Source organism: Hyphomonas sp. FCG-A18, from assembly GCF_045287255.1.
Lineage (GTDB): Bacteria > Pseudomonadota > Alphaproteobacteria > Caulobacterales > Hyphomonadaceae > Henriciella.
Map to the genome: position 1 here is coordinate 2,883,138 of NZ_CP137142.1, position 24,038 is coordinate 2,907,175.

The window sequence follows — 24,038 nt, forward strand, 5'->3', positions numbered from 1 at the left end:
TCTTGGGTTATCCGTCAGATTTGAACGGCTCAAACACGCTCATCGGGATGTCGGGCTTGAGGTTGAAGTTCAGGATACAGCGATAGCGATGCTCAACGGGCGATGAAGAAGCATGCTCAATCTGCCCGTCAAAGATGACCGCGCGACCTTTCTTTGGCTTCACGCGATGCGCAATCGTCTCGCCGTCATAAAGGTGGGTCTCGCCATCAACCGTGTTCACATAATAGATCATGACCAGATGCGGCGCTGTATCATCGATATGGCGTGGGTTCACTTGCGCAGTCTTTTCCCGACCCAAAATGTTTGCTTTGGCGCGGATGATCGCGGTATTGGGCAGCTTGAGGCGCTGGATTATCGCTTGTGGGACCGTCGCCCATTTCGAGGCAATCCGCTCATCCTGAATGAAGCCGTGAACAAATTGTGGGGCATCATCTTCTTGGGTCGTTTCGTCCGTGGCATTCGTGTTTGGATACATGAACCAAGGGAATTGCGGGCCCATCAGGACGCGCTCAATCTCATCTTCCATGTCACTGGGCATGAAGTTTTCGACAATGATCGGTTCCATCGGCGTCCCTGACCTGTTGAGCTATTAGTTGCAAAAACATCTTTTGCACTCTGTTGCCAAGTATGCCATAGCGGCTGCGGGCCAGCCTGCCCCAACGCAGGCCAGCCTATCTGTAAGGATAGGAGTACAAACAGATGACTGATGTCGCCAAACCCGGCGCACGCCCCGCGTGCCCGCATTTTAGTTCCGGTCCGACGGCAAAGCGCCCGGGCTTCTCTCTCGATCAACTTAAAGGTTTTGCGCAGGGCCGCTCGCACCGTTCTGCTTTGGCCAAGTCCAAGCTGAAACAGGCTATCGAGCGCACCAAAACCATTCTCAACCTGCCAAAGGATTATCGTGTCGCCATTGTGCCAGCGTCTGATACGGGTGCTGTAGAAATGTGCATGTGGTCCATGCTGGGCCAGCGCGCGACGGATATCTTTGCCTGGGAAAGCTTCGGCAAGGATTGGGTCACGGATGCGGTGAATGAGCTGAAACTGCCAGACTGCAATATCCACACAGGCGACTATGGCGTCCTGCCGCCGTTTGAGAAAGCGCGCGATGACGCCGATATCGTTTTCACCTGGAACGGCACCACATCCGGCGTGCGTATTCCGAATGCGGACTGGATTGCCGATAACCCCGATCGCGTCGTGATCTGTGATGCGACGTCTTCTGTTTTTGCGCAGGACATGGCGTGGGAAAAACTCGATGTGATCACGTATAGCTGGCAGAAAGTGCTCGGCGGTGAGGCTGCTCATGGCATGCTGATCCTTAGCCCGCGCGCAGTTGCCCGCCTTGAGAGCTACAAGCCAGACCGCCCACTGCCAAAACTCTTCCGCATGACCAAAGGCGGCAAGCTGAACGAGGCGCTGTTTGAGGGCGCGACGATCAATACTCCATCCATGCTGTGTGTGGAGGATTATCTTGCCGCGCTTGATTGGGCCGAGGAGGTTGGCGGCTATCAGGCTTTGAAAGCGCGTTCTGATCGCTCCCTTCAAATCCTGACAGATTGGGTCGCCAAGACCGACTGGGTTGAATTCCTCTGTGAGGATGAAAGCGTTCGCTCGAATTCCGGTGTCACATTCAAGCTGGTTGAGCCGCGCTTTGCCAAGCTCGATGAGGCGGGTCAGCGTGATTTCCTCAAGCGGATGATGAAGCGCCTGGAAGTCGAGGACGCAGCCTTTGATGCCAATGGCTATGGCAAAGCCCCTCCAGGACTGCGGATCTGGTGCGGTGCAACGGTTGAGCCCGACGATGTCGCTAAGCTGACGCCGTGGCTCGATTGGGCCTTTGCCGCTGAACTGGCCGCGCTTTAGCGCGCCAAGACCTTCTCTTTCTCTTAGGAATGAACCTATGCCTAAAGTCCTTATTGGCGACACGCTCGCCCCTGCCGCGGTTGAAATTTTCCATAATCGCGGCATTGAAACGGAAACCGCTGTCGGCCTCAATACAGAGGAACTGATTGCCAAAATCCCTGAATTTGACGGTCTTGTTGTTCGCTCGGCCTGTAAGCCGAATGCCGATGTCATTGCGGCGGCTTCAAACCTCAAAGTCATCGGCCGCGCCGGGATTGGCGTCGATAATATTGATATTAAAGCTGCGACCGCCAAAGGCGTTGTTGTGATGAACACGCCTTTCGGAAATGCTGTCACAACGGCGGAGCATGCGATTGCCATGATGTTCGCCGCGGCCCGCCAGATCCCTGCTGCTAATACCGGAACCCAATCTGGCGCATGGCCGAAGAAAGCCTTCATGGGCACAGAGCTGTCCTATAAGACGCTCGGCTTGATTGGCTGTGGCAATATTGGCGCGCGCGTTGCGGAACGGGCCAAAGGCTTGCAAATGAAAGTGCTCGCCTATGATCCGTTCCTGACAGAGGAACGGGCGGTTGAACTCGGTGTTGAAAAAGCTGCTGACCTCGAAGCCATGCTGGCCCGGGCTGATGTGATCACGCTGCACACGCCGCTAACCGATGCGACTCGCAACATTCTGTCTGCCGATGCCATCGCCAAAACCAAGAAAGGTGTGATCATCGTCAATTGTGCGCGCGGTGGCCTCATTGATGAGGGCGCTCTGCGTGCTGCGCTGGATAATGGCCATGTTGCTGCAGCGGCGCTTGATGTGTTCGCAACCGAGCCAGCCAAAGAGAATGTCCTGTTTGGCGCGCCGAACTTCATTGCTACGCCACACCTCGGCGCGGCTACGACTGAAGCGCAGGAAAATGTCGCCCTGCAAGTTGCCGAGCAGATGAGTGATTACCTCCTGAGCGGGGCGGTCACCAATGCGCTGAACATGCCATCCATTACGGCTGATGAGGCGCCGCGCCTGAAACCATTTGCGGCGCTCGCTGAGAAGCTCGGCTCCTTCGCCGGGCAGATCAGCGACTATGGCTTTGAAGAAGTCGTCATCGAGTATGAGGGCGAAGTAACGGAGCTCAATCGCAAACCGCTCACAGCCGCGGCGCTTGCCGGTCTGCTGCGGGCATCGCGCGGAGATGTAAACATGGTCTCTGCCCCGGCTATTCTCGCTGATACCGGCGTCAAGCTGTCTGAGACCAAGACGGAGGACAGCCCGGTCTATGACAGCCTGATCCGTATCAAGGTTCTGACCAAGCGGACAGAGAATGACCCAAATCCGGGTTGGCGCTCCCTCGCTGGAACCCTGATTGCCGGGCAGCCGCGTATTGTTGAGGTCAAAGGCATGGCGCTGGAGGGCGATTTCAGCCCGGTCACACTGTACGTCAATAATCTCGACAAGCCGGGCTTTATCGGCGGGCTTGGTGTTATGCTGGGTGAAGCCGGAATTAACATTGCGACCTTCCACCTTGGCCGTACCGATGCCGGGGGTGAGGCGATCGCCCTGATCGGTGTTGATAGTGTGCCATCCCCGGAGCTGGTCGATCAGCTCCGCGCTATGGAACAGGTGCGCTATGCCAAGGCACTAACCTTCTAAAACCGATAGGGCCGGGGCGGTGCATAAGTGCTCCGGCCTTACGTATGTTTTCGGATTGATTGCATGCCTGTTTGGCGCTGTGTGGCTGACCGATAAGAGGTGATCCGATATGAGCTATCGTGTGCGTAGCGCCGCAGAAAGGCGCACTGAAATTCAGGCCCGCGCGACTGCGATGGGGATTGATGAGGCGTTTATTTCAACCCTGGTCGACACGTTCTATGAGCGGGTGCGCGCAGATGCCCGTCTCGGCCCGATCTTTACAGGCGCTATTGAGGATTGGGATGAGCATTTGCCGAAAATGAAGGCGTTTTGGTCTTCTGTCACGCTGAATACGGGGAAGTATAATGGGCGGCCAGTCCCGGCGCATACAAAGCTGACAAATGTTGACCCGGATGACTTTCAGGCCTGGCTGTCCTTATTCAAGCAAACGCTCACCGATATTGCCCCTTCAACTGAAGCTGTTAGCTATTTCATGGAGCGTGCGGAAAGGATTGCAAAGAGTTTGCAGTTTGCAATGTTTAGCCTGCCGAGCCTGAATACAGATATCCACACTTAAATTCCCGACTCGACTCTTTACGAGAATCGCAAATCGGATTCTGATTCGCTTATCGAACGAAAAGGTAAGCGACGATGGCAATGACACAGCGGCAGGCTCTCGAAATTTGGCGCAAGGCTCTGACAGCCTATGTGCGCTCGGACGAGAGCGATATGACCGCCCGGCAAAAGACCGTGATGCTGACGGTTGCCCTGACGCCTGGTCCGCATACCGTCCGCGCATTGGCCGCGCAGCTAAACATTGCCAAGCCAGCCATCACGCGCGCGCTCGACGTGCTTGAAAAGAACCATTTCATCAAGCGTATCCCGGATCAGAATGACCTGCGCAGCGTGCATATTGAGCGCACGGTTGAGGGCATGGCGTGGCTGCGTAATTTCGGTAGCCTTATTCTCGCCGCAGAAGCTGGCGAAATTGCCGGTGCACAAATGGATGAACACGGGCGGGCCGTCGCCTAGAGCAGATTCATAGCAAATGCCGAGCATTTGCGTATGGAATATCTGCGCTTAAACAAAGACTCAAAGCGGCTCTGCTGAGCATGCGCGAAGACAGCCGCTTTAGAGAGGTGACTGAATGCCGTCTAAAGCCGATCAGCGTTTAACCCTTCCAGACGGTGGGCAATCCCTGCCCGTGCAGGTCAGCGCAGGTGTTGCAGCCCTACGCCAATCGCCAGCGGCAGATGCAGAAATGGTCAGCCAGCTCCTGCATGGCGAGACTGTCCATCTCCATCATGAGGACGGTGAGTTCGGCCTCGTGCAAAGCCAGAGCGATCATTATGTCGGCTGGGTGTTGATGGCAGCTCTTTCCGCGCCTGTTCTTGAGATCACACATCGTATCTCAGTCCCGCGTCTGCATGTCTATGCCGCACCATCGATCCGCGCAGCGCCACATTTTGTGCTCGGCACAGGAGCAAGGCTGGTTGGAACAGGGGAACGTGAAGGGCGTTACCTGAAGTGCGAGCGGGCAGGGTGGGTGCGTGAGGATTTGCTCTCGCCCATCGCAACGCTGGAAACCGATCCCGCAGCTGTGGCGGAGCGGTTTATGGGGACGCCCTATCTCTGGGGTGGCCGGGATTGTCTCGGCATAGATTGCTCGGGCCTGATCCAGATTGCCTATGATGCTTGCGGAATTGCCTGCCCGCGCGATAGCGACATGCAGTTCAACTGGTTTGGAACAGCAATCGAAGACTGGGATACGCCGGGCCGTTTACAGCGCAATGATCTCGTTTTCTGGAAGGGCCATGTCGGCATCATGCTGGATGCTGAAACGCTGCTACATGCCAATGCCAATCATATGGCCGTTGCGGCTGAGCCCCTGACCCAGGCGATAGAGCGCATCGCAAAAACATACGGCGAGCCCATAGGGGCCCGCCGCATTGATCTTGCTTCAAGTGTTGGCGTTACGCCAGACTGGCTTACTCGCCAGTAGCGTCTTCCAGAGCTGCTTCAGCGGCGTCAGTGGCTTCCTCGACGGCGGCTTCGCCTTCGTCAGCGGCAGCTTCAATGGCATCTTCCAGAGTAGCTTCAGCTTCAGTCGCTGCATCTTCGGCTGCCTCAACAGCACCTTCAACGATGTCGCCTGCTGTATCGGCGTCCATAACGTCACCATCTACCGTGGCTTCGTCACCGGCTGCTGCCTCAGTCACACCTTCAGCAACAGCCTCAGCTTCTGCCTCTTCGGCCACTGCAGGGAGTGGTTCTGGCATTGGCGGGGTTTTGGTGCTGTACTCGGCCAGATAAACGAGGACATTAGCGCGCTCATCATCACGCTTTAGGCCTGCAAACGCCATGCTGGTGCCGCGGGCATAACGCGATGGATTCTCAAGCCAGGCATCCATACGCTCCCAGCTCCAGTCGCCTTCAGTCGCGTCAAGAGCACCAGAATAATTGAACTCTGCCAGGTGCTGCTTGGCTGCGCCCATTGTATCGTAAAGGTTCGGGCCAGTTCCGTTAGCACCGCCTTGTTCAATCGTGTGGCATGAGGCGCATTTCGCTTTGAAGCTTCTTTCACCGCGAGAGATGTCTGCGCTAGCGAGCAGCAATCCAAGGTCATAGACCTCCTCAATCACTTCGGCACCGGAGCCGCCAGTTTCAGCAATATTGACACGATAGGCGAATTTTTTCTCCGCCCACTCGTTTGCTGATTCGTACTCTTCACCATAGTGACCGCCGCCTTCGCCATGGAAGACCATAGCGGTCAGTTCCCGCAGACCCATTACTATAAGCACCACTGCGAGAAGTGCGCCGAAAATCTTGTTGAACCCGAGTTCGCCCATGGGGTGGTCCTCTGAATTAGTCGTCTTGCGCCCGCCTTCTGGCACGCTATTCCTTGCCAATCAATATAGACACATGTGTCAGATCGCGCGCGCCCTCTATCAGCGGCGAAACGGCGCACTGTCCATAAGTAGAATCCGAGAGGGTCAAGATGACGCCGATCACGATTATCCCGGCGCGTATGGCGTCGACCCGGTTGCCTGGAAAACCGCTTGCCGACATTCATGGAAAGCCGATGATTGTTCGGGTTTGCGAGCGCGCTGCGCTTTCAGACATGGGGCCTGTTCTGGTCGCAGCGGCTGAGAATGAGGTTGCAGAAGCCGTCCGCGCGGCGGGCTATGAGGCGGTTTTGACCGACCCTGACCTGCCATCCGGTTCAGATCGCGTCTGGGCGGCCTTGCAGGCTTTTGACTCAGCCGGAGCCTATGACATGGTCATCAACTTGCAGGGCGATATGCCAACAATCGACCCAGCCGCGCTCAGTGCGCTGGCCCCGGCGCTGTCTTCCGGGGCCGATATTGCCACCCTGACAGCCGCGATAACCGATGAAGCTGAACGCGATGACCCGAATGTGGTGAAGGTCGCTTTGGCTCAGAACAAACGCGCCCTGTATTTTAGCAGGGCCGCGATCCCGCATGGCGAGGGACCATTATTCCACCATATCGGCGTTTATGCGTATCGTCGTGCGGCGCTGACCCAGTTTGTGGAACTTCCGCCCAGCCCGCTAGAGCAAAGAGAAAAACTTGAGCAGCTACGGGCGCTTGAGGCTGGGATGCAGATTGATTGCGCCCTGCTTGACGGTGAACCCCCAAATGGTGTGGATACGCCCGCTGACCTTGAGGCAGCGCGGAATTGGTACAGTCAGAAAGGCCTGACATGAGCGGGAACGGAAAAGTCATTGCCTATCAGGGCGAGCGTGGGGCGAACTCGCACATTGCCTGTAAGGACGTGTATCCGGATTTTGAAGCCATGCCGTGCCGCACGTTTGAGGATGTCTTCGCGGCGGTGGAATCCGGCGAGGCGCAGCTCGCGATGATTCCGGTTGAAAACACGATTGCCGGACGCGTCGGGGACATTCACCACCTGTTGCCGGGATCCAGCCTGCACATGATCGGTGAGCATTTCATGCGCATCAAGTTTCAGCTCATGGCGCTACCGGGCACCAAGATTGATGAGATTGAGCAGGCTTATTCGCACGTCATGGCCCTTGGCCAGTGCCGTAACTTCCTGCGCGATCGAAACATTACGGCTGTTACGGCGGCGGACACGGCTGGTGCTGCGCGTTTTGTGGCAGGGCAGGGCGATGCGAAAGCCGCTGCGATTGCGCCTTCTCTGGCGGCGGAAGAATATGGTTTGGAAATCCTCGCCCATGACATTGAGGACGCCCAGCACAATACGACCCGGTTCGTGATTATGGCGCCTGAACCGATTGATCTGGCTGCTAGCGATGGCAAGGCGGTCACGGCTTTCCTGTTTCAGGTTCGCAACATTCCCTCTGCGCTCTACAAGGCGCTTGGTGGCTTTGCCACAAATGGCGTCAACATGACCAAGCTTGAGAGCTATCAGATTGAGGGCTCGTTCAACGCGTCGCAATTCTATGCCGAGATTGAAGGCCATCCGGATGAGCGCCCGGTGCAACTGGCCTTGGAGGAGCTTGGTTTCTTTTCTTCCAGCATCAAATTGCTAGGTGTGTATCCCGCGCACCCGGCGCGTGAACGGTTTGGCTAAAACCCTCGCCTTTACCCCTGCGTAAGTCTTGCCTTGCGGTTCTGATCAGGCATCTTTTCTCCAAAGATAAAAATTGGAGGAAACAAGGATGTCCGGGAAGCACGTCATCATTATCGGGGCCGGTCTGGGTGGCCTTTGCGCAGCGATCAAATTGCAGGAAGCCGGACACAGTTTTCAGGTCGTTGAAAAGATGGACCGCGTTGGCGGGACATGGGCGCAGAACACTTATCCGGGTGTCGCCTGTGATGTTCCGGTCGCGCTTTACCAGTTCAGCTTTGCCCAGAGCGTCAACTGGTCCCGCGCCTATCCGCAGGGAGCTGAAATTCAGGCCTATGCCGAAGAGATTACTGACCGTTACCAGCTCCGCCCGAATATCCGTCTGTCTGATGAGGCCGTTTCTGCGGTCTGGGATGAGGCCGCCAAGCAATGGACAGTTACGACGGCTAGCGGTGAGACTTATACTGGCGATGCGGTCGTCGGCGCGCTCGGTCAGCTCAATCGCCCAAACTGGCCTGCGATTGCCGGTAAAGACGATTTTCAGGGCGCAATTACCCATTCTGCCGACTGGGATCATGCCATCGATCTGAAAGGCAAACGTGTCGGCATGATTGGCTCGGCTGCGAGTGCCATTCAGGTTATTCCTGAAGTGGCCAAAGAGGCGGGGCACCTCACCGTCTTCCAACGTAGTCCTAATTGGGTCATCCCGCGCCGCGATATTCCAATGTCGCAGGAAGAGGGCACGCTGCTGATGACCAATCCGGAACTCGCGATGAAACTCGGCGCGATGAACCGGGAGATTATCTATGAGCAGGCTGATGAGTTCTTCTGGCAGGCGTTTAAGTGGACCCCGGAAGGCCGCGCCGCCTATCACCGCGTTGCGACCAATCACCTAGAAGAGCAGGTGCCAGATGCGACCCTGCGGGCAAAGCTGACACCGGACTATCCAATCGGGTGCCGGCGTATCCTGATCTCAGACGATTACTTCCCGGCCCTCTGTCAGGACAATGTCACCCTCGAGACCGATGGCATTGACCATATCAACGCCTCCGGCATCAAGACCGCCTCTGGCACCCAGCATGATCTTGATGTGATCGCCTTTGCCACCGGTTTTGAAACGACGGGCTGGCGCTGGTCGGTGGATGTGCAGGGCCGTAATGGCCAGCATCTCAATGCGGTTTGGAAAGATTATCCCGAAGCCTATCTCGGCATCACAGTGGCTGACTTCCCGAACCTGTTCGTCCTGTACGGTCCGAACACCAATCTTGGCCACAACTCCATCACCTTCATGCTGGAGCGGCAGGTCGAGTATACGATCAAGGCACTTGATGGCCTAAGCAAGGCAGGGGCCAAGGCAATGGTGCCCACCAAGGCGGCGCAGGACCGTTTTAACGCTGAGGTGCAGGCTGATCTCAACAAGACCGTCTGGGCCGATCCTGCGTGTAATTCCTGGTACAAGAATGAGCACGGCAAGATCACTCAGAACTGGTCCTCAAACACCCGCGATTATGCCAAAGCCGTCGCCGAGGTGAAGCTGGAGGATTATGAACTGGTTTAAACACACCAAGACTTGTTAAAGTGCATCATGGTCTTGGCCCAAATGCGGTCTTGCCCGTTTCCAGTACCCGGCGCGCATGGTGGACGAAATCAACCAGCAGGGGCCGTGTATCGCGCGGATCGATAATCTCTTCAGCGTAAAAGCTTTCCGCCGTTCGGAATGGCGACCGGATAGCGTCAAACTTCTTGTAGAGCTGTTTCAGCAGCGCTTCGGGATCTTCAGCTTCAGAAAGCTCCTTACGGAACGCAGCCTCAATTCCGCCCGCCATAGGCAGGCTGCCCCAGTCGCCACTTGGCCAGCAATAGCGCCACTTGGCTTTGCTGGGGTTGAACATGGCACTGCCCGCTAGGCCATAGGCCTTGCGGATCACCACGGCGCAGACCGGAACGGTGGCCTGATACACCGCTGCCATGGCGCGCACGCCCTTGCGGGTAACCCCCTCCGTCTCATGCTTCACGCCAACGGCAAAGCCCGGACAGTCCACGAAGTGCACAACCGGAAGATGGAACTCCGAACACAGGTCCATATGCCGAACCACTTTGTCGCAGACATCCGCCGTCCATGCGCCATCAAGGAAGAATGGGTCGCCCGCCAGTACCCCGACCGGATGACCATCAATCCGCGCAAAGCCGGTGACAATCCCGCGCCCCCACAAACGGCCAATCTCAAAGAAGCTGTCCTTATCAACAGCCGCCTCGACAATCTTGCGTGGCATATAAGGCGTTTTGCCATCCGTCGGGACGATGGAGATCAAGTCCTCTTCCCGGCGGTTTGGATCATCCTTGGTCGCTTCAATCGGTGGCAGATCATGCACACTGGATGGCAGGTAGGACAGGAACCGTCGCGCCATTTCAAACGCTTCGGCTTCGGTCTCGACGACATCATCCACAGTGCCATTACGGGCCTGGATCTCCCAGCCGCCAAGCTCTTCCTTGGTGACATCTTCGCCCAACGCACGGCTAACCGGTGGCCCGGCCACAAAGACTTGCGAGAGTTCCTTGACCATGACCGAGTAATGGCTCGCAGCGACGCGCCCTGCGCCCATGCCAGCACAGGGGCCAAGTGCCAGAGACACGAATGGCACCTCACCAAGGCCGGATACGATAAACTCCCAGCCCGGTGTTTCGGGAATATAGGTGCGCGGGTCAGCCTCCAGCATTTTGACCGAGCCGCCACCACCTGTGCCATCAATAAGCTGTACCAGCGGCATGCGGTATTCCTGCGCTTGCTTAATCGCCTGAACCATTTTTTGCCAGATCGCAGCGTCGGCCGCCCCGCCCCGCACTGTGAAATCATCACCGAGCAAAACCGCCGGTCGTCCATTCAGTGTCGCGCGCCCGGTAACCGAGTTCGACGCCATAAACGTCTCGAGCTCATCATCGAGTGTATAGGTGGCTTTTCCGGCAATCTTCCCGATCTCATGGAAGCTCCCGGGGTCCGCCAGAAACGCCACGCGCTCCCGAACGGTAAGCTTGCCACGTGAGCGTTGACGCGACACCGGTTCCTCGCCGCCCATATTCTCGGCGAGGCGTTCACGTTTGCGCAATTCTTCAATCGATTTTTCCCAAGACATGGGGCCCACTTGAGGCCTTTCCGCAGCGTCGGGTCAAGTCATACCCTTGCGCGTGTGCGATGGGCCTGCTTTATCTTCGCTAAGCGCATAATTTCAGGGAGACTTCCATGACGCTAGAAGAACTCACATCCAAGGCCGCTGCTGCTGTGACTGCAGGCGGCGACTTCTCCAAGAAGGTCAAGTTTGACTTTGGTGATGTCGGCAAGCTGTTCATCGATGGGGCTGCAGGCAACGTCGACAATTCTGACAGCGAAGCAGACGCAACTGTGAAAGTTGACTGGGAAGACTTCCAGAAGCTGGCTGCCGGTCAAATGGATCCAACCATGGCCTTCATGCAAGGCAAGCTGAAAGTCCTCGGCGACATGTCTGTTGCCATGCAGCTGCAGGGCCTGATGAGCAAGTTCTCATAAGCCTGACGTGATCTAAGACTATGAAAGCCCTGCGTCCGCGCTTTGCGGGGCAGGGCTTTTTTGTGGAGTATACCCTGCATGACTGATACAGCCGTCCGCCAGATTATCGATATTGAGGGCAACCCCCGCCCCGAGGGCGCAAGGATTGTCTGGTTCGAGGGCGTCGGCGGGCGACGTTTGCGGGCCTGTATGGCGCCGGCTACGGTCGAAACACCACGGGGAACCTGTCTTGTCTGTCCAGGGCGGACAGAGTTCATCGAGAAATATTTCGAAGTTGCCCGCGAGCTTCAGGATAAGGGTTTTGCTGTTCTGATCCTCGATTGGCCGGGACAAGGCCTGTCCGAACGCCTGCTCGATGACCCGCAAAAGGGGCATATTGATCGGTTCGAGACCTTTATGGGCGCGCTAAGCAATGGTCTTGGCGCGTTTGAGGAACTGCCACGCCCTTATGTGTCTCTTGCCCATTCCATGGGCGGGGCCATTGCCCTTGCAGCGATTGGCCAGAAGCTGGTTGAGGTGAAAGCTGCCGCCTTCTGCGCACCGATGTGGGGCCTGCCGCTGGGCCGGGTTCAGCGTTATTTCATCTGGGCGATGCGCGTGATGGGCCGTTCCAATGACTTTGCCATGAAGCCGGGGCCGCCGGAGCGGTTTGAAGAAAACCTCGTCACCCATGATGAGGGGCGGTGGATGGTCAACAAGACCCTGACCGATACGGCGCCGGAGCTTTCCCTTGGACCGGTCACATGGGGCTGGCTTGGCGCATCCCTGGATATTTTCGAGCGCATCAGCGCGCCAGCAACGCTGTCTTCCATCGACATTCCGGTCTTTGTCGCCAGCGCCGCAGAGGAAAAGCTGGTCGATAATCGCGCGCATGCACAAGTTGCGGGCCTATTGCCAGATTGCGAACACATCACGGTCGAGGATGCGATGCATGAAATCCTGATGGAAAAGGATGATAAACGCGCAGAGTTCTGGGCTGGTTTTGACCGCATGCTGGCGCGTGCGGGTGTCTAGCGTTTAGCTCTAACTATTCCGCTTTAAATCCAGCATCCTTGTGCGCCCCATCACAAAACGGCTTGTTCGCAGACTGCCCACATCGGCAGAGATAGGCCTTGCGTCCCGTCCATGCCTTCCGGCCAGAACCCGCGCGCAAAGTGAAATTGCCGGACACTTCCAGAGGCCCATCCGGAATCCGTTTGATCGTCAATGGACCACCGGCCTCGATACTGTCCAAACCTGTTTCGCCAATCGCGCCAGCGTCCCTGAAACCTGCATCCTGATGTGAGTTGTCACAGAAAGGCTTATTCTTGGACGCTCCGCATCGGCACAGGGCGGCGCGGCGCGAAACACTGTGCATGTCCGGGGCAGCCCCATCCAGGCTCAGGTCACCCGAAATGTAGAGCGGGCCATCATTGGCGACCAAAACTTCGTTTTCGGAGGGGGCATCTTCGGTGAGTAGCGCGCCATCGGCCGCCTTCAGAGATAAGGCGCCGGTTGGGCATCGCCCGATGACTTCTGCAGCGTCTGCCTGACTGGCGATATCTGGTGTGCACCACGGATCACGGCCACCCATAAATAATTCCCCCTTGGCGCGCCCACATTCCCCAGCATGGATGCATAACCGACGATCCCAAGTTACAGTCTGTGTGTCACCTGTGTACTCAAAGATTGTAGTCTTGGGCATCGCAATGCTCCTTGTTGAAAGTGGGCGCTCCTGAAAGGGTTAGTGGGCGTTCGGTGCCGACTGCAGCTGGATATAATTCTGAATGCCCGTGCGCTCGATCAGGTCGAACTGGGTCTCGATATAATCGAGATGCTCTTCCTCATTCTCGAGGATTTTGCCGAACAGGTCGCGGCTGACATAGTCGCGAATGCTCTCACAATGCGCCATGGCATCGCGCAGTAGCGGGATGGCATCATTTTCCAGCGCCAGATCGCATTTCAGGATTTCTTCGACACTCTCACCAATTCGCAGTTTTCCAAGATCCTGCAGGTTTGGCAGGCCGCCAAGGAAGAGAATGCGCTCAATCAGCCAATCGGCATGATTCATTTCTTCGATGGATTCCTTGTACTCATACTCAGCCAGAATGCTGATCCCCCAATCCTTCAGCATCCGCGAATGCAGAAAGTATTGATTGATCGCGGTCAGTTCATTCTTCAGCGCGAGGTTGAGAAATTCAATTGTTTTTGGATCGCCTTTCATGGCCCTGTCTCCGTATAATTACTTACCTCACCTAAATAGGGCGCTAGCGCGTAAAATCAAGAAAAAATACAATAAAAACAATTGACTATGATAGTGCGAAGCATTTGCAGCGCTATTGAGAGGCATTTGCTTTGCCTTGCCTCGCACAAACCCCTGCAGCCGAACCGCATTAGCGGGTTTTTTTGTTTGGCCCTGCGCTGCAGCAGGGCAAGCAGGTCTCGTATCGGCGCTTTGCGCCTCACATAGACCAAGCTCAAGGCTGTTTTGTATTCGGCACCTCCAGTTTCTATGGAGAGAGTGAGAGCCCTCAGCTTGGTTCATGCGCCGCAGGCGCGGAACCTGCTTCGTGCTGCTGGCCCGCAGGGCCTCAGGGCAGCACAAAACTCAAGACACACGCAATCCCGCCACAGGGCTTCCCCTTGGCGATATACAGGACCGAGGCGCGCTCAGGGTGAACGCGATTGACGGCTTGCCTCACGACAAGCGATAGCGCCCAGCCTGAGCGCGCCCGCAGAGGTGCGTTTTCGGTTGTTTCCCATGCGGCTTTCGCCGCCACAGGTCCGGGCTTTAGCGCTTTGTGGGGCTGAGATCGCTCACCCCCGCGCGCCATAACCACCCGACTGTTCCGCAAGACCGGGTACGGACCCGAAGCCAGCAGACACAGACCACCGCTCTCGCCACTCATTCCCAGCCGCTCTAGAAAGGCCCTGTCACAGAGGGGAGATGGCAAGGATTATACGCGCAGGGATAAGGGGTGGGATAGATTGCTGAGCACAGCCCTCAACACGCTTTGCACGGCTTGACCGTGCAATCCATCTCCTCTGGGTTCGACCGGGATAAGGCGTGGCAATGGCCCCTTACCTTTAAAGAGGCAGCAGGAGATGGCTCCCACGGTCGCGCTGCGCACGCCATGGGAAGCGGAAAGAATGGGCGTTACGGTCTGAGCAAGCTCAGCTGGGAGGGAGGGATTAAAGAGCAAAGGAGAGGCCGCCCTCTCAATACCCCCCCCACGGTCACGCTTAGCGTGCCGTGGAGAGCGAGAGTGTGGTTGCGGTTTATCGCAGAGCCACCTTCTCCACTGTGGCCTGACCTATTCGGGGAAGAACAAGTCCCCAAACGCTCGAAGGTCTCGTTTGACATTCAGGCATATGCGGCTGTCTGCGCACCGGGAAACCCCCAGTTCTGAGAGATAGGCTTCGCGTGTCGCGACAATATTGATCCCGAAGGCTTCGTCGGCATACCCTGATCCACAAACGGAGCGTCCTGTCTGCTCGGCCAGTTCAATGGCTTCACGGGCTTCAGGCATAAAGAGTGGGACCCGTTTGCCACCGGAATGAACACAACGCGCCATATAGCCCAGCCAGTCGCCATGCTCGCGGGCGATTGCGCGATACTCTTCCAGGAAAGTCTCATCCGTCATGGTCAAGTCGCTTGTCTGCAAATAAAACACACGAGAAGAATCTGTCCCGGATGTTTTTTGGCTTGGTTTGGAGAGCAGTCTTTTCTGACCATTAAAGGCAGCATCATTCAGCGTGCTATTGGCATTGGCCGACCCGGCCTGAAACTCCGCCAGCCAGGTCTGAAGCGCTTCAGGGAACAAGGTGTTATAGGCTGCATCGCGTCCTGCAACGCCAACATAGGCTTCACGGGCACTGGTTGTGCTCGCAATCGTGCTCATGATGTAGAAGCCAGCCAGGTTGGCTGCGAGGAAGCCCAGGAACAGGGATGTCGTGATCTTCCAGTGCAGGAAGATCATGGAGATAATTGAGCTGATTAGCAGGCCACCAATCAGATAAGAAAGCCATTGATAGTCTGTTCCAAACAGGCCGCGCATCGGGCCAAAAAAGAAACCGAGAACAACGATCAGAAAAGCCAGTCTGACAAGATTTGGAACAAAACCGTTGCCTAGAAGCGTGTTATGCGAACTCATGGAAAGTGCCCCTGTTTATCTCTCATGATTATGTGGATTGAAGCTGAATGCCACATAAACAAAACAGGAGCGCGTGCAAGTTTTTGTGATTATTTGTAAGTATTAATCCGAAATATATTAAATTTTTATTTTATGATTAATCCTTGCGCAATGTGCGTAACTAAAATCCTAAGATAATCTTGAATAATTTGTGCGGATTACAGGTTTTTTTTGATTAGTCGCCGCGAATGTCTGCGCCTAGGGCCGCCATATGCGCCTTGAAGTCAGGATAGCTGGTGGCGATCATCGCAGCATCATCGATGCGAACAGGCTGCTGCGCAGCGGTGCCCATGATCAGGGCGCTCATGGCGATGCGGTGATCATGGTGGGTTTCAACCAGGCCGCCACCAGGGATCGCGCCATTACACCCCTGAACCAGAAAACCATCAGGGCGTTCCTCGATCTCAACGCCGTTGACGCGCAGCATGTTGACGACGGCGCTGATCCGGTCGCTTTCTTTAACACGCAGTTCTTCTGCGCCGCTGACCAGTGTTTCGCCGCTCGCATGGGCAGCGAGCACGGCGAGGATGGGAAACTCGTCAATCATGCTGGGGACGAGTTCTGTCGGCACGTTTATGCCTTTCAGGGCGGCACTTTCAAAGCTCATATCAATCAGGCGCTCACCAGCGGCATCGCCTTGCTCTTCTGCTCCAACTGGAGCGCCCATGAGGGCAGCGGCGCGGAAGAAGCCGTCTCTTGTCTCGTTTGACATGACCCCTTCGATCAGAACACCGCCACGGGGTGAGAGCATGGCCGCAGCAGCAAGGAAGGCAACTGATGAAGGGTCGCCCGGCACGCGCGTATCAATCGCGTGGAGGTGCTGGCCGCCTTGAATGGAAACGCGGGCACCAGCCCCCTTCTTCTCAACACCAACCTCAGCGCCAAAGCCGCGCAGCATCCGCTCGCTATGGTCGCGGGTGATCCGGCTTTCCTCGATAACTGTTTCACCCTGCGCGTTCAGGCCCGCCAGTAGTAGGCAGGATTTGACCTGCGCCGAAGCATGGGGAGGGGTGTAAGTTATGGCAGAGAGGTCATCGCGGCCCTGCAGGGTCAGCGGCAGGGTCTTGCCTTCGCTTGCTTCATAGGTCGCGCCCATTTGCGCCAATGGATCAAGCACCCGGCCCATCGGGCGACCCGACAGGCTTTCATCGCCAATAAACCGCGCCTGGATCGGATACCCGGCAACAACGCCCATCATCAGACGTGAGCCTGTACCGGAATTGCCGAAATCGAGATCCTGGGATGGGGACCGCAAACCGGAAGCGCCAACGCCGCGGACTTGCCAATGGCCTTCGCCCAGGCGCTCTACCTGTGCGCCAAGGGCGGCCATCACTTTCCCTGTATTCAGGACGTCCTCGCCCTCCAGCAGGCCGGAAATCTCTGTCACACCCTCTGCCAGGCCGCCAAGGATCAGCGCGCGATGCGAGCAGGATTTGTCGGCCGGCGCGCGTAAAGTGCCAGTGATTGAGGAAACGGGGTGGGAGGTCCAAACCAAGATGTGGCTCCTGACTGCACTAAATCATGGAAAAGCGCTTTGACAGGGCGTGACGTTTCTGGCAAGCGCGCGAACAATCAAAGATACAGATAGGGAAGCTCAAAGCATGGCTGATCCGGAACTTGGCGCCAAACAGGTTTGCCCGAATTGTGAAGCAAAATTCTATGATCTGAATAAGCGCCCGGCCGTTTGTCCGAAGTGCGCGCACTCATTTGACCCGGCAGACGAAACTGTCGTGGCAACCAAAACCAAGGTTCGCGCTCAAGCTGCTGAGAAGGCCGTCCCAACCGATGAGGAAGAGGACGAAGACGAGGAAGACGCCAAAGCCGCAGTCGTTGATGACGAAGAGGATGATGGCGAAGAGACTGCCAGGGAGCTTGGCGGCGACGAAGATGAGGTTGCGCTCGAACTGTCTGACTCTGATGACGATGATGATGCCCCTGGCAAGGTCCCGGCGGGTTTCAACGAAGACGGCGTCGATGACGATGATGATGACGAGGATGACATCAATATCGATGACGAGTTCGACCTCGACGATGATATCGACATTGATGACGATGATAACGAACTCGGTGAGCCTGATGCCGATGATCTTGATGAAGATGAGAAATAGGGCTTGATTGATCGGGCGGGAAATTCTATCCCGCCCTTTCCCAGAATAATGGGGCCATAGCTCAGTTGGGAGAGCGCTTGCATGGCATGCAAGAGGTCGGCGGTTCGATTCCGCCTGGCTCCACCAAACTTCAATCAGTTGCCCTCAATGCTCATGAAATACTGGCAGGCATTGCTGACCCGCGGTTTGAGAATACCTCTAAAGGGGAAACCGATCATGGGGCCTGTTTGATGAGTCACAAAGCACTGACCAAGACTCTAAAAGATAACGCGTTGAAAATGACGGAAAAGTCATTCTCTCCGTATTCAAACTTCCAGGTTGGGGCGTCTTTATGCTCTGACTCAGATCGCATCTTCAATGGCTGCAATGTTGAGAATCTGGCTTTCCCGGTTGGGACATGTGCGGAGGAGGCGGCAATTGCTGCAATGATTTCAGCTGGTGAGCACAAGATCAAAGAGATTGTTATTGTCGCCAGCAAGGACGGAAAAGAGGTGCCCTGTTCGCCATGCGGCGCCTGTCGGCAGCGTATCGCACAATTCAGTGACAAAGATACGCTGATCCGTTTTGTTGATGCCTCTGGAACAATGGTTGCCCAGACAATATCTGAGCTGCTGCCGCATAGCTTTTCATTTGAATGATGAGAGTGGCTATCGCTGGCCTCTAGTCTTTTGCGGCGCCGATAATGGTATTGGCGATCAGGCCCCCGGCGATTGCGCCAACGGGTCCGCCGAGCGTGCCACCAACCGCGCTCCATGCGGCATTGACAGCCGTTTCCCCGGTCACCTTCACGGCCTTGCTGTTGCCCTCACTGCCCCAGTTTTCAGAATTGTCCGGTTCATTCCCGGCAGCCATTCTTCCAATATTATAGAACGTTCTTCCGCGCATGCGCTTCGTCTCCCTGTTCAATTGAGTGTGGCCCCAGCCGAATACAGTTAACCACTCAAAAGCGGCGGTTTTGAGGCCCTGCGATGAGCTGGAGCGCGCATGGTCATTACTGGAAGCCATAATGCTCTAGCGGTGCTCCGGCGCGGTATCCTTAGGCTCAGGCTTGGCTGATGATGTCTGTCTGCCGGTCTTTTCTTATTGAGTCCGTTTTTTCCAATACGAACCCAGTCGCCCTCCGTTAGATGCTTTCAGACTTCAACAAAGGTGAAAGCAGACATGATGAAGAGAGTCCTGATTGGTTTGGCGTATAGCTGTGCGATTGCGGGGTGTGCGACGGCGCAGGAAGAGATTCCGATGCAGGCAGAGCACTTCGACCTGTCTCAAGCAAAAGGTGCAGAGTTTAAGACGGTTCGCGGGCGTGAGGCTTTATGCTTCGAGGGTGGTGTTGCTCTGGTAAAAGGCCGCGACCTGCCCAATGGCACGATTATGGTGGACGCTGAGAACACTTCAAAGCGCTACTTCGCGAATGTGATTTTCAGGGCTGAGGATGCAAAAACGCATGAGGCGGCCTATCTGCGGATGCATAAAAGCCGTCAGCTTGATGCCATGCAGTATAATGTGCATTTGAATACGGAATCGAACTGGCAGCTTTTTGGTGATCATCAGAGACCAGCCGATTTTGGAGACGGTGACTGGGTCAGTCTGGAGGTTGCCTTTGCCGGTGATAAGGCGCGGTTTGCAGCGGAAAGTTCAGCCGGGTCATACGTGTTACCTGTCGGGGACCTGACCCTTGACGAGACGGGTACAGGGTTTGGTTTAAGGGCACTTTTCCCGGCCTGTTTTTCCAATTTTCGGATCAGTTCGGATACACCTGACCTGAGCGATGTGCCGACAAGTGTATATGAGATCAGTGCCGGGACGATCATGGATTGGCAATTGTCGCCAGTCGCGGGGTTCGAAGGCTTTGCAGAGACGGCTCGTGTCGATGCAGAGTGGGAAACGGTTCAAAGCGAAGCGAATGGGACGCTTCTGATCTCAAGGTATCGTACCAAGCTTGGTGGTGGGAACTTTGAGGCCAATGCGCTTGATCTCGTTTATGCGGGCGCGCGCATTCATTCTGACCGTGCGCGCACTGTGGCGATGAATTTTGATGTTTCGGACATGGGGCGGCTCTACCTGAACGGGAAGCCACTGGTTGAGCTGAACAATTCCTTCCGGGCCAAGGGTAATGCTTTGTTCCGGGGAGACTTTAATGTTTCGACTCAAACCGTGATGTTGGCGCTTCAGCCGGGCATGAACGAGTTGGTGTTTGCGGTGGCAGAGCGCGCGAATGGTTGGGGCCTTGCCGCAGAAATCACCGATATGACCGGCCTGGAATTCCGGTAATCAGGCTCGCAGCAGTGTGAGAAGACGGCTCACGGGCTGGCCCTTCGCATCTGATGTAAGGATGAGAAGCGCTGGCCCGTGAGTTTCCGAACATCTTCGGTCAGGTGCGATTGATCGAAGTAACCAAACTCATGAGCAAGGCCGCTCCAGTCTGGATGTTGCATTTCGTCGGCGCAGAACAGGACAGATTTCAGGCGGATCAGGCGGGCATATTTCTTGGGTGAGAGGGTCAGTTCCGATTTAAAGTTTCGGCGCAAGGCGCGATCGGAAATGTCGAGCTTGTCGGCAATCCTGCCTATATCCATCATGCCATGCGAGGCGCGAATGAAGCTTGCCGCAGCATGGGTTGTGTCTGAAACGCTCCGACAGGTCGAAGCGTTCAGGGCAATGCCTTCAAGCAGGGCCCTGGCCACGCAGTCCTGCGATTTACCCATCTCTGCCGCTCTTATTACGGCGTCAAAGCCCGGCAGGTGTTGCCCATCAATGTCCTGATCAGAGATATCAGACAGGGGTAGGTCCAGAAGGTTCGCAACGGTTTCGGGCCACAGGCGGGCGGCGATGATCTCCGTGCCAGGCTCTGGGGTATGCGGGCGCGCCTTTGTGATCGGGCCGAAAACCATAAGCTGGACATCTTTAAGCGTCTGGTCAGACGGGTTCCACTTACGCACAATGGCAAGACAGGCTTTCCATTGCGGGATCAGGATTTGCGATGTCAGCGTCATATCAGGACCGCCATAGATCCAGATTTCGTCGACAAATTCAGACAAAAACCCGTTCACGCCAGTCCACTTATATTCCTCAAGCGGATCGGTTTTAAAGGATGTGTTGCGGGCCTGAAGGGTCATGAGCCCCCTTCTAACGCATAATCAGCCTGTGGCACATACTGGCTTTGGCGGTGTTTGCTTGTGAAGCTCTCATAGAGGTGGAACGTGTCGGCCAGAAAGGGATTAGAGCGCAGGGTTTGAAAGGTTTCACTCCAGTGGCGGACCATATCGAGCGGGGTATCCTTGCAATAGGCGAGCGTAATGTGCGGTTTGAACGGGCGGTCCTCTAGTTTCAGGCCGAGCGTGCGGGCTATCTTTCGGCAATCCTTGGCAAGGGCGGTCAGGGCCGGATTTTCTGCGATCAGCGCGTGCAGATTGTGCGGGGCTTTGCGCCCGAACCAGCCGACCCCGCTGAGTTCCAGTTCCAGCGGTTCACACCTGATTGCTTCAAGGCGGTTGGCGATTTCTTCGGCTGTGTCGTGGTGCACTTCGCCATAGAAATGCAGCGTTATGTGCAGGTGATCGCGCTGACGCCAGCGCGCGCCGGGCAAGTCCTCGCTGAGCCCCAACACGCGTTCAGCGATCAGGTCCGGCACAGGCAGAGCAGCAAACAGGCGGTGCATTGAGATCTTCCCCTAGAACTAAAAAAGGCCCGGTGGCTTTCGCTCCGGGCCTTTGAAAACCGTAAATTGGGCCGTTTAACCTGCCAGGTCGTCCAGCTTGCCGAAATGCTCAGCCAGCAGGTAGTAGAAGGTCACGCGGCCTTTATTGCCACCTTCGGGTTTCAGGACTTCGCAGATTTTTCCAATCGCGGCATCCAGATCGTCATTTGACTGGGCCAGGCCCAGCTTGCCGCGGCACCATTTCTCCCGCACGCGCTGGAGTTCAGTCTCGTCAGAGCAAGAGACCAGTGAGCTATCGCGGTTGCGTAGCGCGATGCCGAGATGGCCCACGATTTTTTCTGCAGCGGCCTGATTATAGCCCTTGGCGTATTTCTTGATGTTGTCTTCGTATTTTGAGGCGTCAGCCATTTGAATTTCCCCTTTGTTTAAAACTGCCTTGTGTAAAGAATCATGCAGTCTGCGTGAAATTGCCGCGTTCCTCTTGAGAAGTCAAATCTTGCGCCCTTAAAGGCGTTACGGGCAGGGGCTTGGCTGGTCGGCGTGACGGGCATTCACCGCCTCTTCCAACTCCTCGGTCCAGGTCAGGTCAAAGGCATCAATACAAGTCTTCAACTGGTCCATACTGGTCGCGCCAATAATGGTTGAAGCCATGAAATGACGCGTGTCGCAGAATTTGATTGCTAGCTGTGCCGGGTCGAGCCCGTGCTGGTCTGCCAGTTCCAGATAGCTTTCAATCGCGCGCAGGCCTTGCGGGCTTTCATAGCGCTGCAGGCGGTCAAACAACTGTTTTCGAGAGCCTTCAGGCAGGGCGCCATTGCGATACTTGCCCGTCAGATAACCCTGGCCGAGGGGTGAATAGGCGAGCAGGCCGACATCTTCGCGCACGCAAACCTCTTCAAGGCCTTCTTCAAAACCGCGATTGACGAGATTATAGGCATTCTGGATCGAGGCCATACGCGGCAGGTCACGCGCTTCGCTTTCGGCGAGGAAACGCATCACCCCATATGGGGTTTCATTCGAAACGCCGATATGGCGGATGCGTCCGGCTTTTACATGGCTATCGAGGTGGGCGAGGATGTCCTCAAACTTCTCATAGGGGTAGCCATAGGATTTCGGATCCATCTTGTCGCCAAACAGCGCGACCGGGCGATCAGGCCAATGCAACTGATAAAGATCGACATAATCGGTTTGCAGGCGTTTCAGGCTCTTTTCGACGGCTTCATCAATCTGCGCCTTGGTGTGGCGGGTCCACTCTACCTCAGCATCACGGGTCCAGAGCATTTTGGAGAGCCCGGCAATCTTTGTGGCGAGGATAACGTCCTGTCGACGCCCCGTCTTGGCAAACCAGGTGCCGATAATCCGCTCGGTTGAACCTTGCGTTTCCGCTTGTGGCGGAATGGAATACATCTCGGCGGTATCCCAGAAGTTCACCCCGCGTTCGAGCGCATAATCCATTTGGGCGTGGCCTTCGGCCTCCGTATTCTGTTGGCCCCAGGTCATGGTGCCAAGGCAGCAGGAACTGACCTTCAGGTCGGTGCGCCCAAGGGTGCGATACTCAATTGTCATAGGGGTTTCCTCTTGTCCTGATCAGCTTAGACGATACGAAGCCGCTTCCTGTCTGGCCAGCGGCTTTTTCTTGAAAAGCGATAAATTATATCGCATATAAGACGCAATCTGCATGAGACCATGCAGCCTTTGAAAGAGGAAGATATGAACGATTATAACTCATCTATCGCCCGCGGCAGGACGATGGATGCCAGCGTGGATGCTGGCCTCCGCACGTTTATGCTGGGGGTTTACACCAAGCTGACAATCGGCATCGCGATAGCGGGCGTTCTGGCCTTTGCGGCCGGGACATTTGAGCCGTTGACCGCGCTGATCTTTGGCACACCGCTTTATTATGTTGTCGCTTTTGGTCCGATCGCGATCATTTTTGGCTCTATGTTCTTCATGAAGAACCCAAGCCCGGTAGGATCGGCGATCCTGTATTGGGCGCTGGTTGGCCTGATCGGCCTTGGTATGGGCGTCTACTTTATGATGGCCAAAACAGGTATGACGACGACAACGGCTGGCGGTATTTCGCAGGCGTTGAATTACGGCACGATCGCCAAGGCCTTCTTCATCACCGCGTCAGCCTTTGCGGCGCTATCGCTCTGGGGGTACACAACCAAGAAAGACCTGAGTGCGATTGGCAGCTTTGCGATCATGGCGCTTTGGGCCTTGGTTGCCGTTTCAATTGTCTACATGATCCTGCCAGCGCTTAACATTCTTGAGGCGTCTTCCGGTATGGAGTGGATGATTTCTGGCGGTTTTGCCCTGCTCTCAGCGGTGCTGGTGGCGTGGCAGACTCAAGAGTTGAAAGAAGGCTATTACCAGTTTGCTGGCAATGAGCGCGGCATGGCCGTGATGACCAATTGGGGCGCGCTGAACTTCTTCATCATGTTCGTGAACATGTTCCGCTTTGTCCTGATGCTGCTCGCCTCACGCGAATAGCGACGGACAATATATG

Annotated in this window: 27 protein-coding genes and 1 tRNA gene; 15 read left to right on the plus strand and 13 right to left on the minus strand. The window is 56.0% G+C overall.

Annotated features, from left to right (window positions below):
* Positions 1-7: 7 nt before the first annotated feature.
* A complete protein-coding gene (locus tag RYZ27_RS14270) occupies positions 8-565 on the minus strand; it encodes a 2OG-Fe(II) oxygenase (RefSeq protein WP_406680197.1) in 558 nt (185 codons plus the stop codon).
* A gap of 134 nt (positions 566-699) precedes the next feature.
* Between RYZ27_RS14270 and RYZ27_RS14275 the strand changes: the two genes are divergently transcribed.
* From RYZ27_RS14275 to RYZ27_RS14295, 5 genes are all read left to right on the plus strand, one after another.
* Positions 700-1,863, plus strand: a complete 1,164-nt coding sequence (locus RYZ27_RS14275; RefSeq protein WP_406680198.1) for a phosphoserine transaminase — start codon at positions 700-702, stop codon at positions 1,861-1,863.
* 37 nt (positions 1,864-1,900) lie between these two features.
* Complete coding sequence (gene serA, locus RYZ27_RS14280) at positions 1,901-3,499, plus strand: phosphoglycerate dehydrogenase (RefSeq protein ID WP_406680199.1); 1,599 nt, start codon at positions 1,901-1,903, stop codon at positions 3,497-3,499.
* A gap of 109 nt (positions 3,500-3,608) precedes the next feature.
* The gene (locus RYZ27_RS14285) at positions 3,609-4,055 is read left to right on the plus strand and encodes a group III truncated hemoglobin (protein WP_406680200.1); all 447 of its coding nucleotides are present in this window, start codon (positions 3,609-3,611) and stop codon (positions 4,053-4,055) included.
* A 74-nt stretch (positions 4,056-4,129) separates the two neighbouring features.
* Entirely contained in the window at positions 4,130-4,510 is a 381-nt protein-coding gene (locus tag RYZ27_RS14290; protein ID WP_406680201.1) for a MarR family winged helix-turn-helix transcriptional regulator, read from the plus strand.
* Between the two features lie 115 nt (positions 4,511-4,625).
* Positions 4,626-5,480, plus strand: coding sequence for an NlpC/P60 family protein (locus RYZ27_RS14295; protein ID WP_406680202.1), 855 nt, complete (start codon positions 4,626-4,628; stop codon positions 5,478-5,480).
* Here RYZ27_RS14295 and RYZ27_RS14300 read toward each other — a convergent pair.
* Entirely contained in the window at positions 5,467-6,327 is an 861-nt protein-coding gene (locus RYZ27_RS14300; RefSeq protein WP_406680203.1) for a c-type cytochrome, read from the minus strand. The genes RYZ27_RS14295 and RYZ27_RS14300 overlap by 14 nt on opposite strands.
* A 149-nt stretch (positions 6,328-6,476) precedes the next feature.
* On the opposite strand from RYZ27_RS14300, the gene RYZ27_RS14305 reads away from it, so the two are divergent.
* From RYZ27_RS14305 to RYZ27_RS14315, 3 genes are all read left to right on the plus strand, one after another.
* The gene (locus tag RYZ27_RS14305; RefSeq protein ID WP_406680204.1) at positions 6,477-7,205 is read left to right on the plus strand and encodes a 3-deoxy-manno-octulosonate cytidylyltransferase; all 729 of its coding nucleotides are present in this window, start codon (positions 6,477-6,479) and stop codon (positions 7,203-7,205) included.
* On the plus strand, positions 7,202-8,053 hold the full coding sequence (locus RYZ27_RS14310; protein WP_406680205.1) for a prephenate dehydratase: 852 nt from the start codon (positions 7,202-7,204) through the stop codon (positions 8,051-8,053). Before RYZ27_RS14305 ends, RYZ27_RS14310 begins: the two co-directional genes overlap by 4 nt.
* 88 nt (positions 8,054-8,141) lie before the next feature.
* Positions 8,142-9,608 carry a flavin-containing monooxygenase gene (locus RYZ27_RS14315; RefSeq protein ID WP_406680206.1) on the plus strand — a complete coding sequence of 489 codons (1,467 nt, stop codon included), beginning with the start codon at positions 8,142-8,144 and terminating at the stop codon, positions 9,606-9,608.
* A 25-nt stretch (positions 9,609-9,633) separates the two neighbouring features.
* Here RYZ27_RS14315 and RYZ27_RS14320 read toward each other — a convergent pair whose 3' ends face one another.
* A complete protein-coding gene (locus tag RYZ27_RS14320) occupies positions 9,634-11,181 on the minus strand; it encodes an acyl-CoA carboxylase subunit beta (RefSeq protein WP_406680207.1) in 1,548 nt (515 codons plus the stop codon).
* A gap of 107 nt (positions 11,182-11,288) precedes the next feature.
* Between RYZ27_RS14320 and RYZ27_RS14325 the strand changes: the two genes are divergently transcribed.
* Positions 11,289-11,591 carry an SCP2 sterol-binding domain-containing protein gene (locus tag RYZ27_RS14325; protein ID WP_406680208.1) on the plus strand — a complete coding sequence of 101 codons (303 nt, stop codon included), beginning with the start codon at positions 11,289-11,291 and terminating at the stop codon, positions 11,589-11,591.
* Between the two features lie 78 nt (positions 11,592-11,669).
* Positions 11,670-12,605: an alpha/beta fold hydrolase gene (locus tag RYZ27_RS14330; protein WP_406680209.1), complete on the plus strand. Its 936-nt coding sequence runs from the start codon at positions 11,670-11,672 to the stop codon at positions 12,603-12,605.
* A 13-nt stretch (positions 12,606-12,618) separates the two neighbouring features.
* On the opposite strand, the gene RYZ27_RS14335 is transcribed toward RYZ27_RS14330, so the two are convergent.
* The 5 genes from RYZ27_RS14335 to aroA form a co-directional block, all read right to left on the minus strand.
* A complete protein-coding gene (locus tag RYZ27_RS14335) occupies positions 12,619-13,275 on the minus strand; it encodes a CDGSH iron-sulfur domain-containing protein (protein WP_406680210.1) in 657 nt (218 codons plus the stop codon).
* 39 nt (positions 13,276-13,314) lie between these two features.
* Positions 13,315-13,794 (minus strand): bacterioferritin, encoded by a 480-nt coding sequence (bfr, locus tag RYZ27_RS14340; protein WP_406680211.1) that lies wholly within the window; start codon positions 13,792-13,794, stop codon positions 13,315-13,317.
* Between the two features lie 367 nt (positions 13,795-14,161).
* Complete coding sequence (locus RYZ27_RS14345) at positions 14,162-14,479, minus strand: hypothetical protein (RefSeq protein WP_406680212.1); 318 nt, start codon at positions 14,477-14,479, stop codon at positions 14,162-14,164.
* A 405-nt stretch (positions 14,480-14,884) separates the two neighbouring features.
* A complete protein-coding gene (locus tag RYZ27_RS14350; RefSeq protein ID WP_406680213.1) occupies positions 14,885-15,724 on the minus strand; it encodes a hypothetical protein in 840 nt (279 codons plus the stop codon).
* Between the two features lie 214 nt (positions 15,725-15,938).
* Positions 15,939-17,258 carry a 3-phosphoshikimate 1-carboxyvinyltransferase gene (aroA, locus tag RYZ27_RS14355; RefSeq protein ID WP_406680214.1) on the minus strand — a complete coding sequence of 440 codons (1,320 nt, stop codon included), beginning with the start codon at positions 17,256-17,258 and terminating at the stop codon, positions 15,939-15,941.
* Between the two features lie 106 nt (positions 17,259-17,364).
* Between aroA and RYZ27_RS14360 the strand changes: the two genes are divergently transcribed.
* From RYZ27_RS14360 to cdd, 3 genes are all read left to right on the plus strand, one after another.
* Positions 17,365-17,871: a TIGR02300 family protein gene (locus RYZ27_RS14360; RefSeq protein WP_406680215.1), complete on the plus strand. Its 507-nt coding sequence runs from the start codon at positions 17,365-17,367 to the stop codon at positions 17,869-17,871.
* A gap of 50 nt (positions 17,872-17,921) precedes the next feature.
* Positions 17,922-17,997, plus strand: a tRNA-Ala gene (locus RYZ27_RS14365).
* 104 nt (positions 17,998-18,101) lie between these two features.
* Positions 18,102-18,509: a cytidine deaminase gene (cdd, locus tag RYZ27_RS14370; RefSeq protein ID WP_406680216.1), complete on the plus strand. Its 408-nt coding sequence runs from the start codon at positions 18,102-18,104 to the stop codon at positions 18,507-18,509.
* 22 nt (positions 18,510-18,531) lie between these two features.
* Here the strand turns inward: cdd and RYZ27_RS14375 are convergent, their stop codons facing one another.
* On the minus strand, positions 18,532-18,756 hold the full coding sequence (locus RYZ27_RS14375; RefSeq protein WP_406680217.1) for a hypothetical protein: 225 nt from the start codon (positions 18,754-18,756) through the stop codon (positions 18,532-18,534).
* Positions 18,757-19,032: 276 nt separating this feature from the next.
* On the opposite strand from RYZ27_RS14375, the gene RYZ27_RS14380 reads away from it, so the two are divergent.
* Positions 19,033-20,142, plus strand: a complete 1,110-nt coding sequence (locus RYZ27_RS14380) for a hypothetical protein (RefSeq protein ID WP_406680218.1) — start codon at positions 19,033-19,035, stop codon at positions 20,140-20,142.
* A gap of 29 nt (positions 20,143-20,171) precedes the next feature.
* Here the strand turns inward: RYZ27_RS14380 and RYZ27_RS14385 are convergent, their stop codons facing one another.
* The 4 genes from RYZ27_RS14385 to RYZ27_RS14400 all read right to left on the minus strand — a co-directional run bounded on the left by RYZ27_RS14385 (position 20,172) and on the right by RYZ27_RS14400 (position 23,089).
* The gene (locus tag RYZ27_RS14385) at positions 20,172-20,987 is read right to left on the minus strand and encodes a helix-turn-helix domain-containing protein (protein WP_406680219.1); all 816 of its coding nucleotides are present in this window, start codon (positions 20,985-20,987) and stop codon (positions 20,172-20,174) included.
* A complete protein-coding gene (gene thpR / locus RYZ27_RS14390; RefSeq protein ID WP_406680220.1) occupies positions 20,984-21,529 on the minus strand; it encodes an RNA 2',3'-cyclic phosphodiesterase in 546 nt (181 codons plus the stop codon). Before thpR ends, RYZ27_RS14385 begins: the two co-directional genes overlap by 4 nt.
* Positions 21,530-21,604: 75 nt before the next feature.
* Positions 21,605-21,937, minus strand: a complete 333-nt coding sequence (locus RYZ27_RS14395) for a DUF2853 family protein (RefSeq protein WP_406680221.1) — start codon at positions 21,935-21,937, stop codon at positions 21,605-21,607.
* 105 nt (positions 21,938-22,042) lie between these two features.
* A complete protein-coding gene (locus tag RYZ27_RS14400) occupies positions 22,043-23,089 on the minus strand; it encodes an aldo/keto reductase (protein ID WP_406681790.1) in 1,047 nt (348 codons plus the stop codon).
* A 150-nt stretch (positions 23,090-23,239) separates the two neighbouring features.
* Here RYZ27_RS14400 and RYZ27_RS14405 point away from each other — a divergent pair, with 150 nt between their 5' ends.
* Positions 23,240-24,022 carry a Bax inhibitor-1 family protein gene (locus tag RYZ27_RS14405; RefSeq protein ID WP_406680222.1) on the plus strand — a complete coding sequence of 261 codons (783 nt, stop codon included), beginning with the start codon at positions 23,240-23,242 and terminating at the stop codon, positions 24,020-24,022.
* The last annotated feature ends 16 nt before the right edge of the window (positions 24,023-24,038 follow it).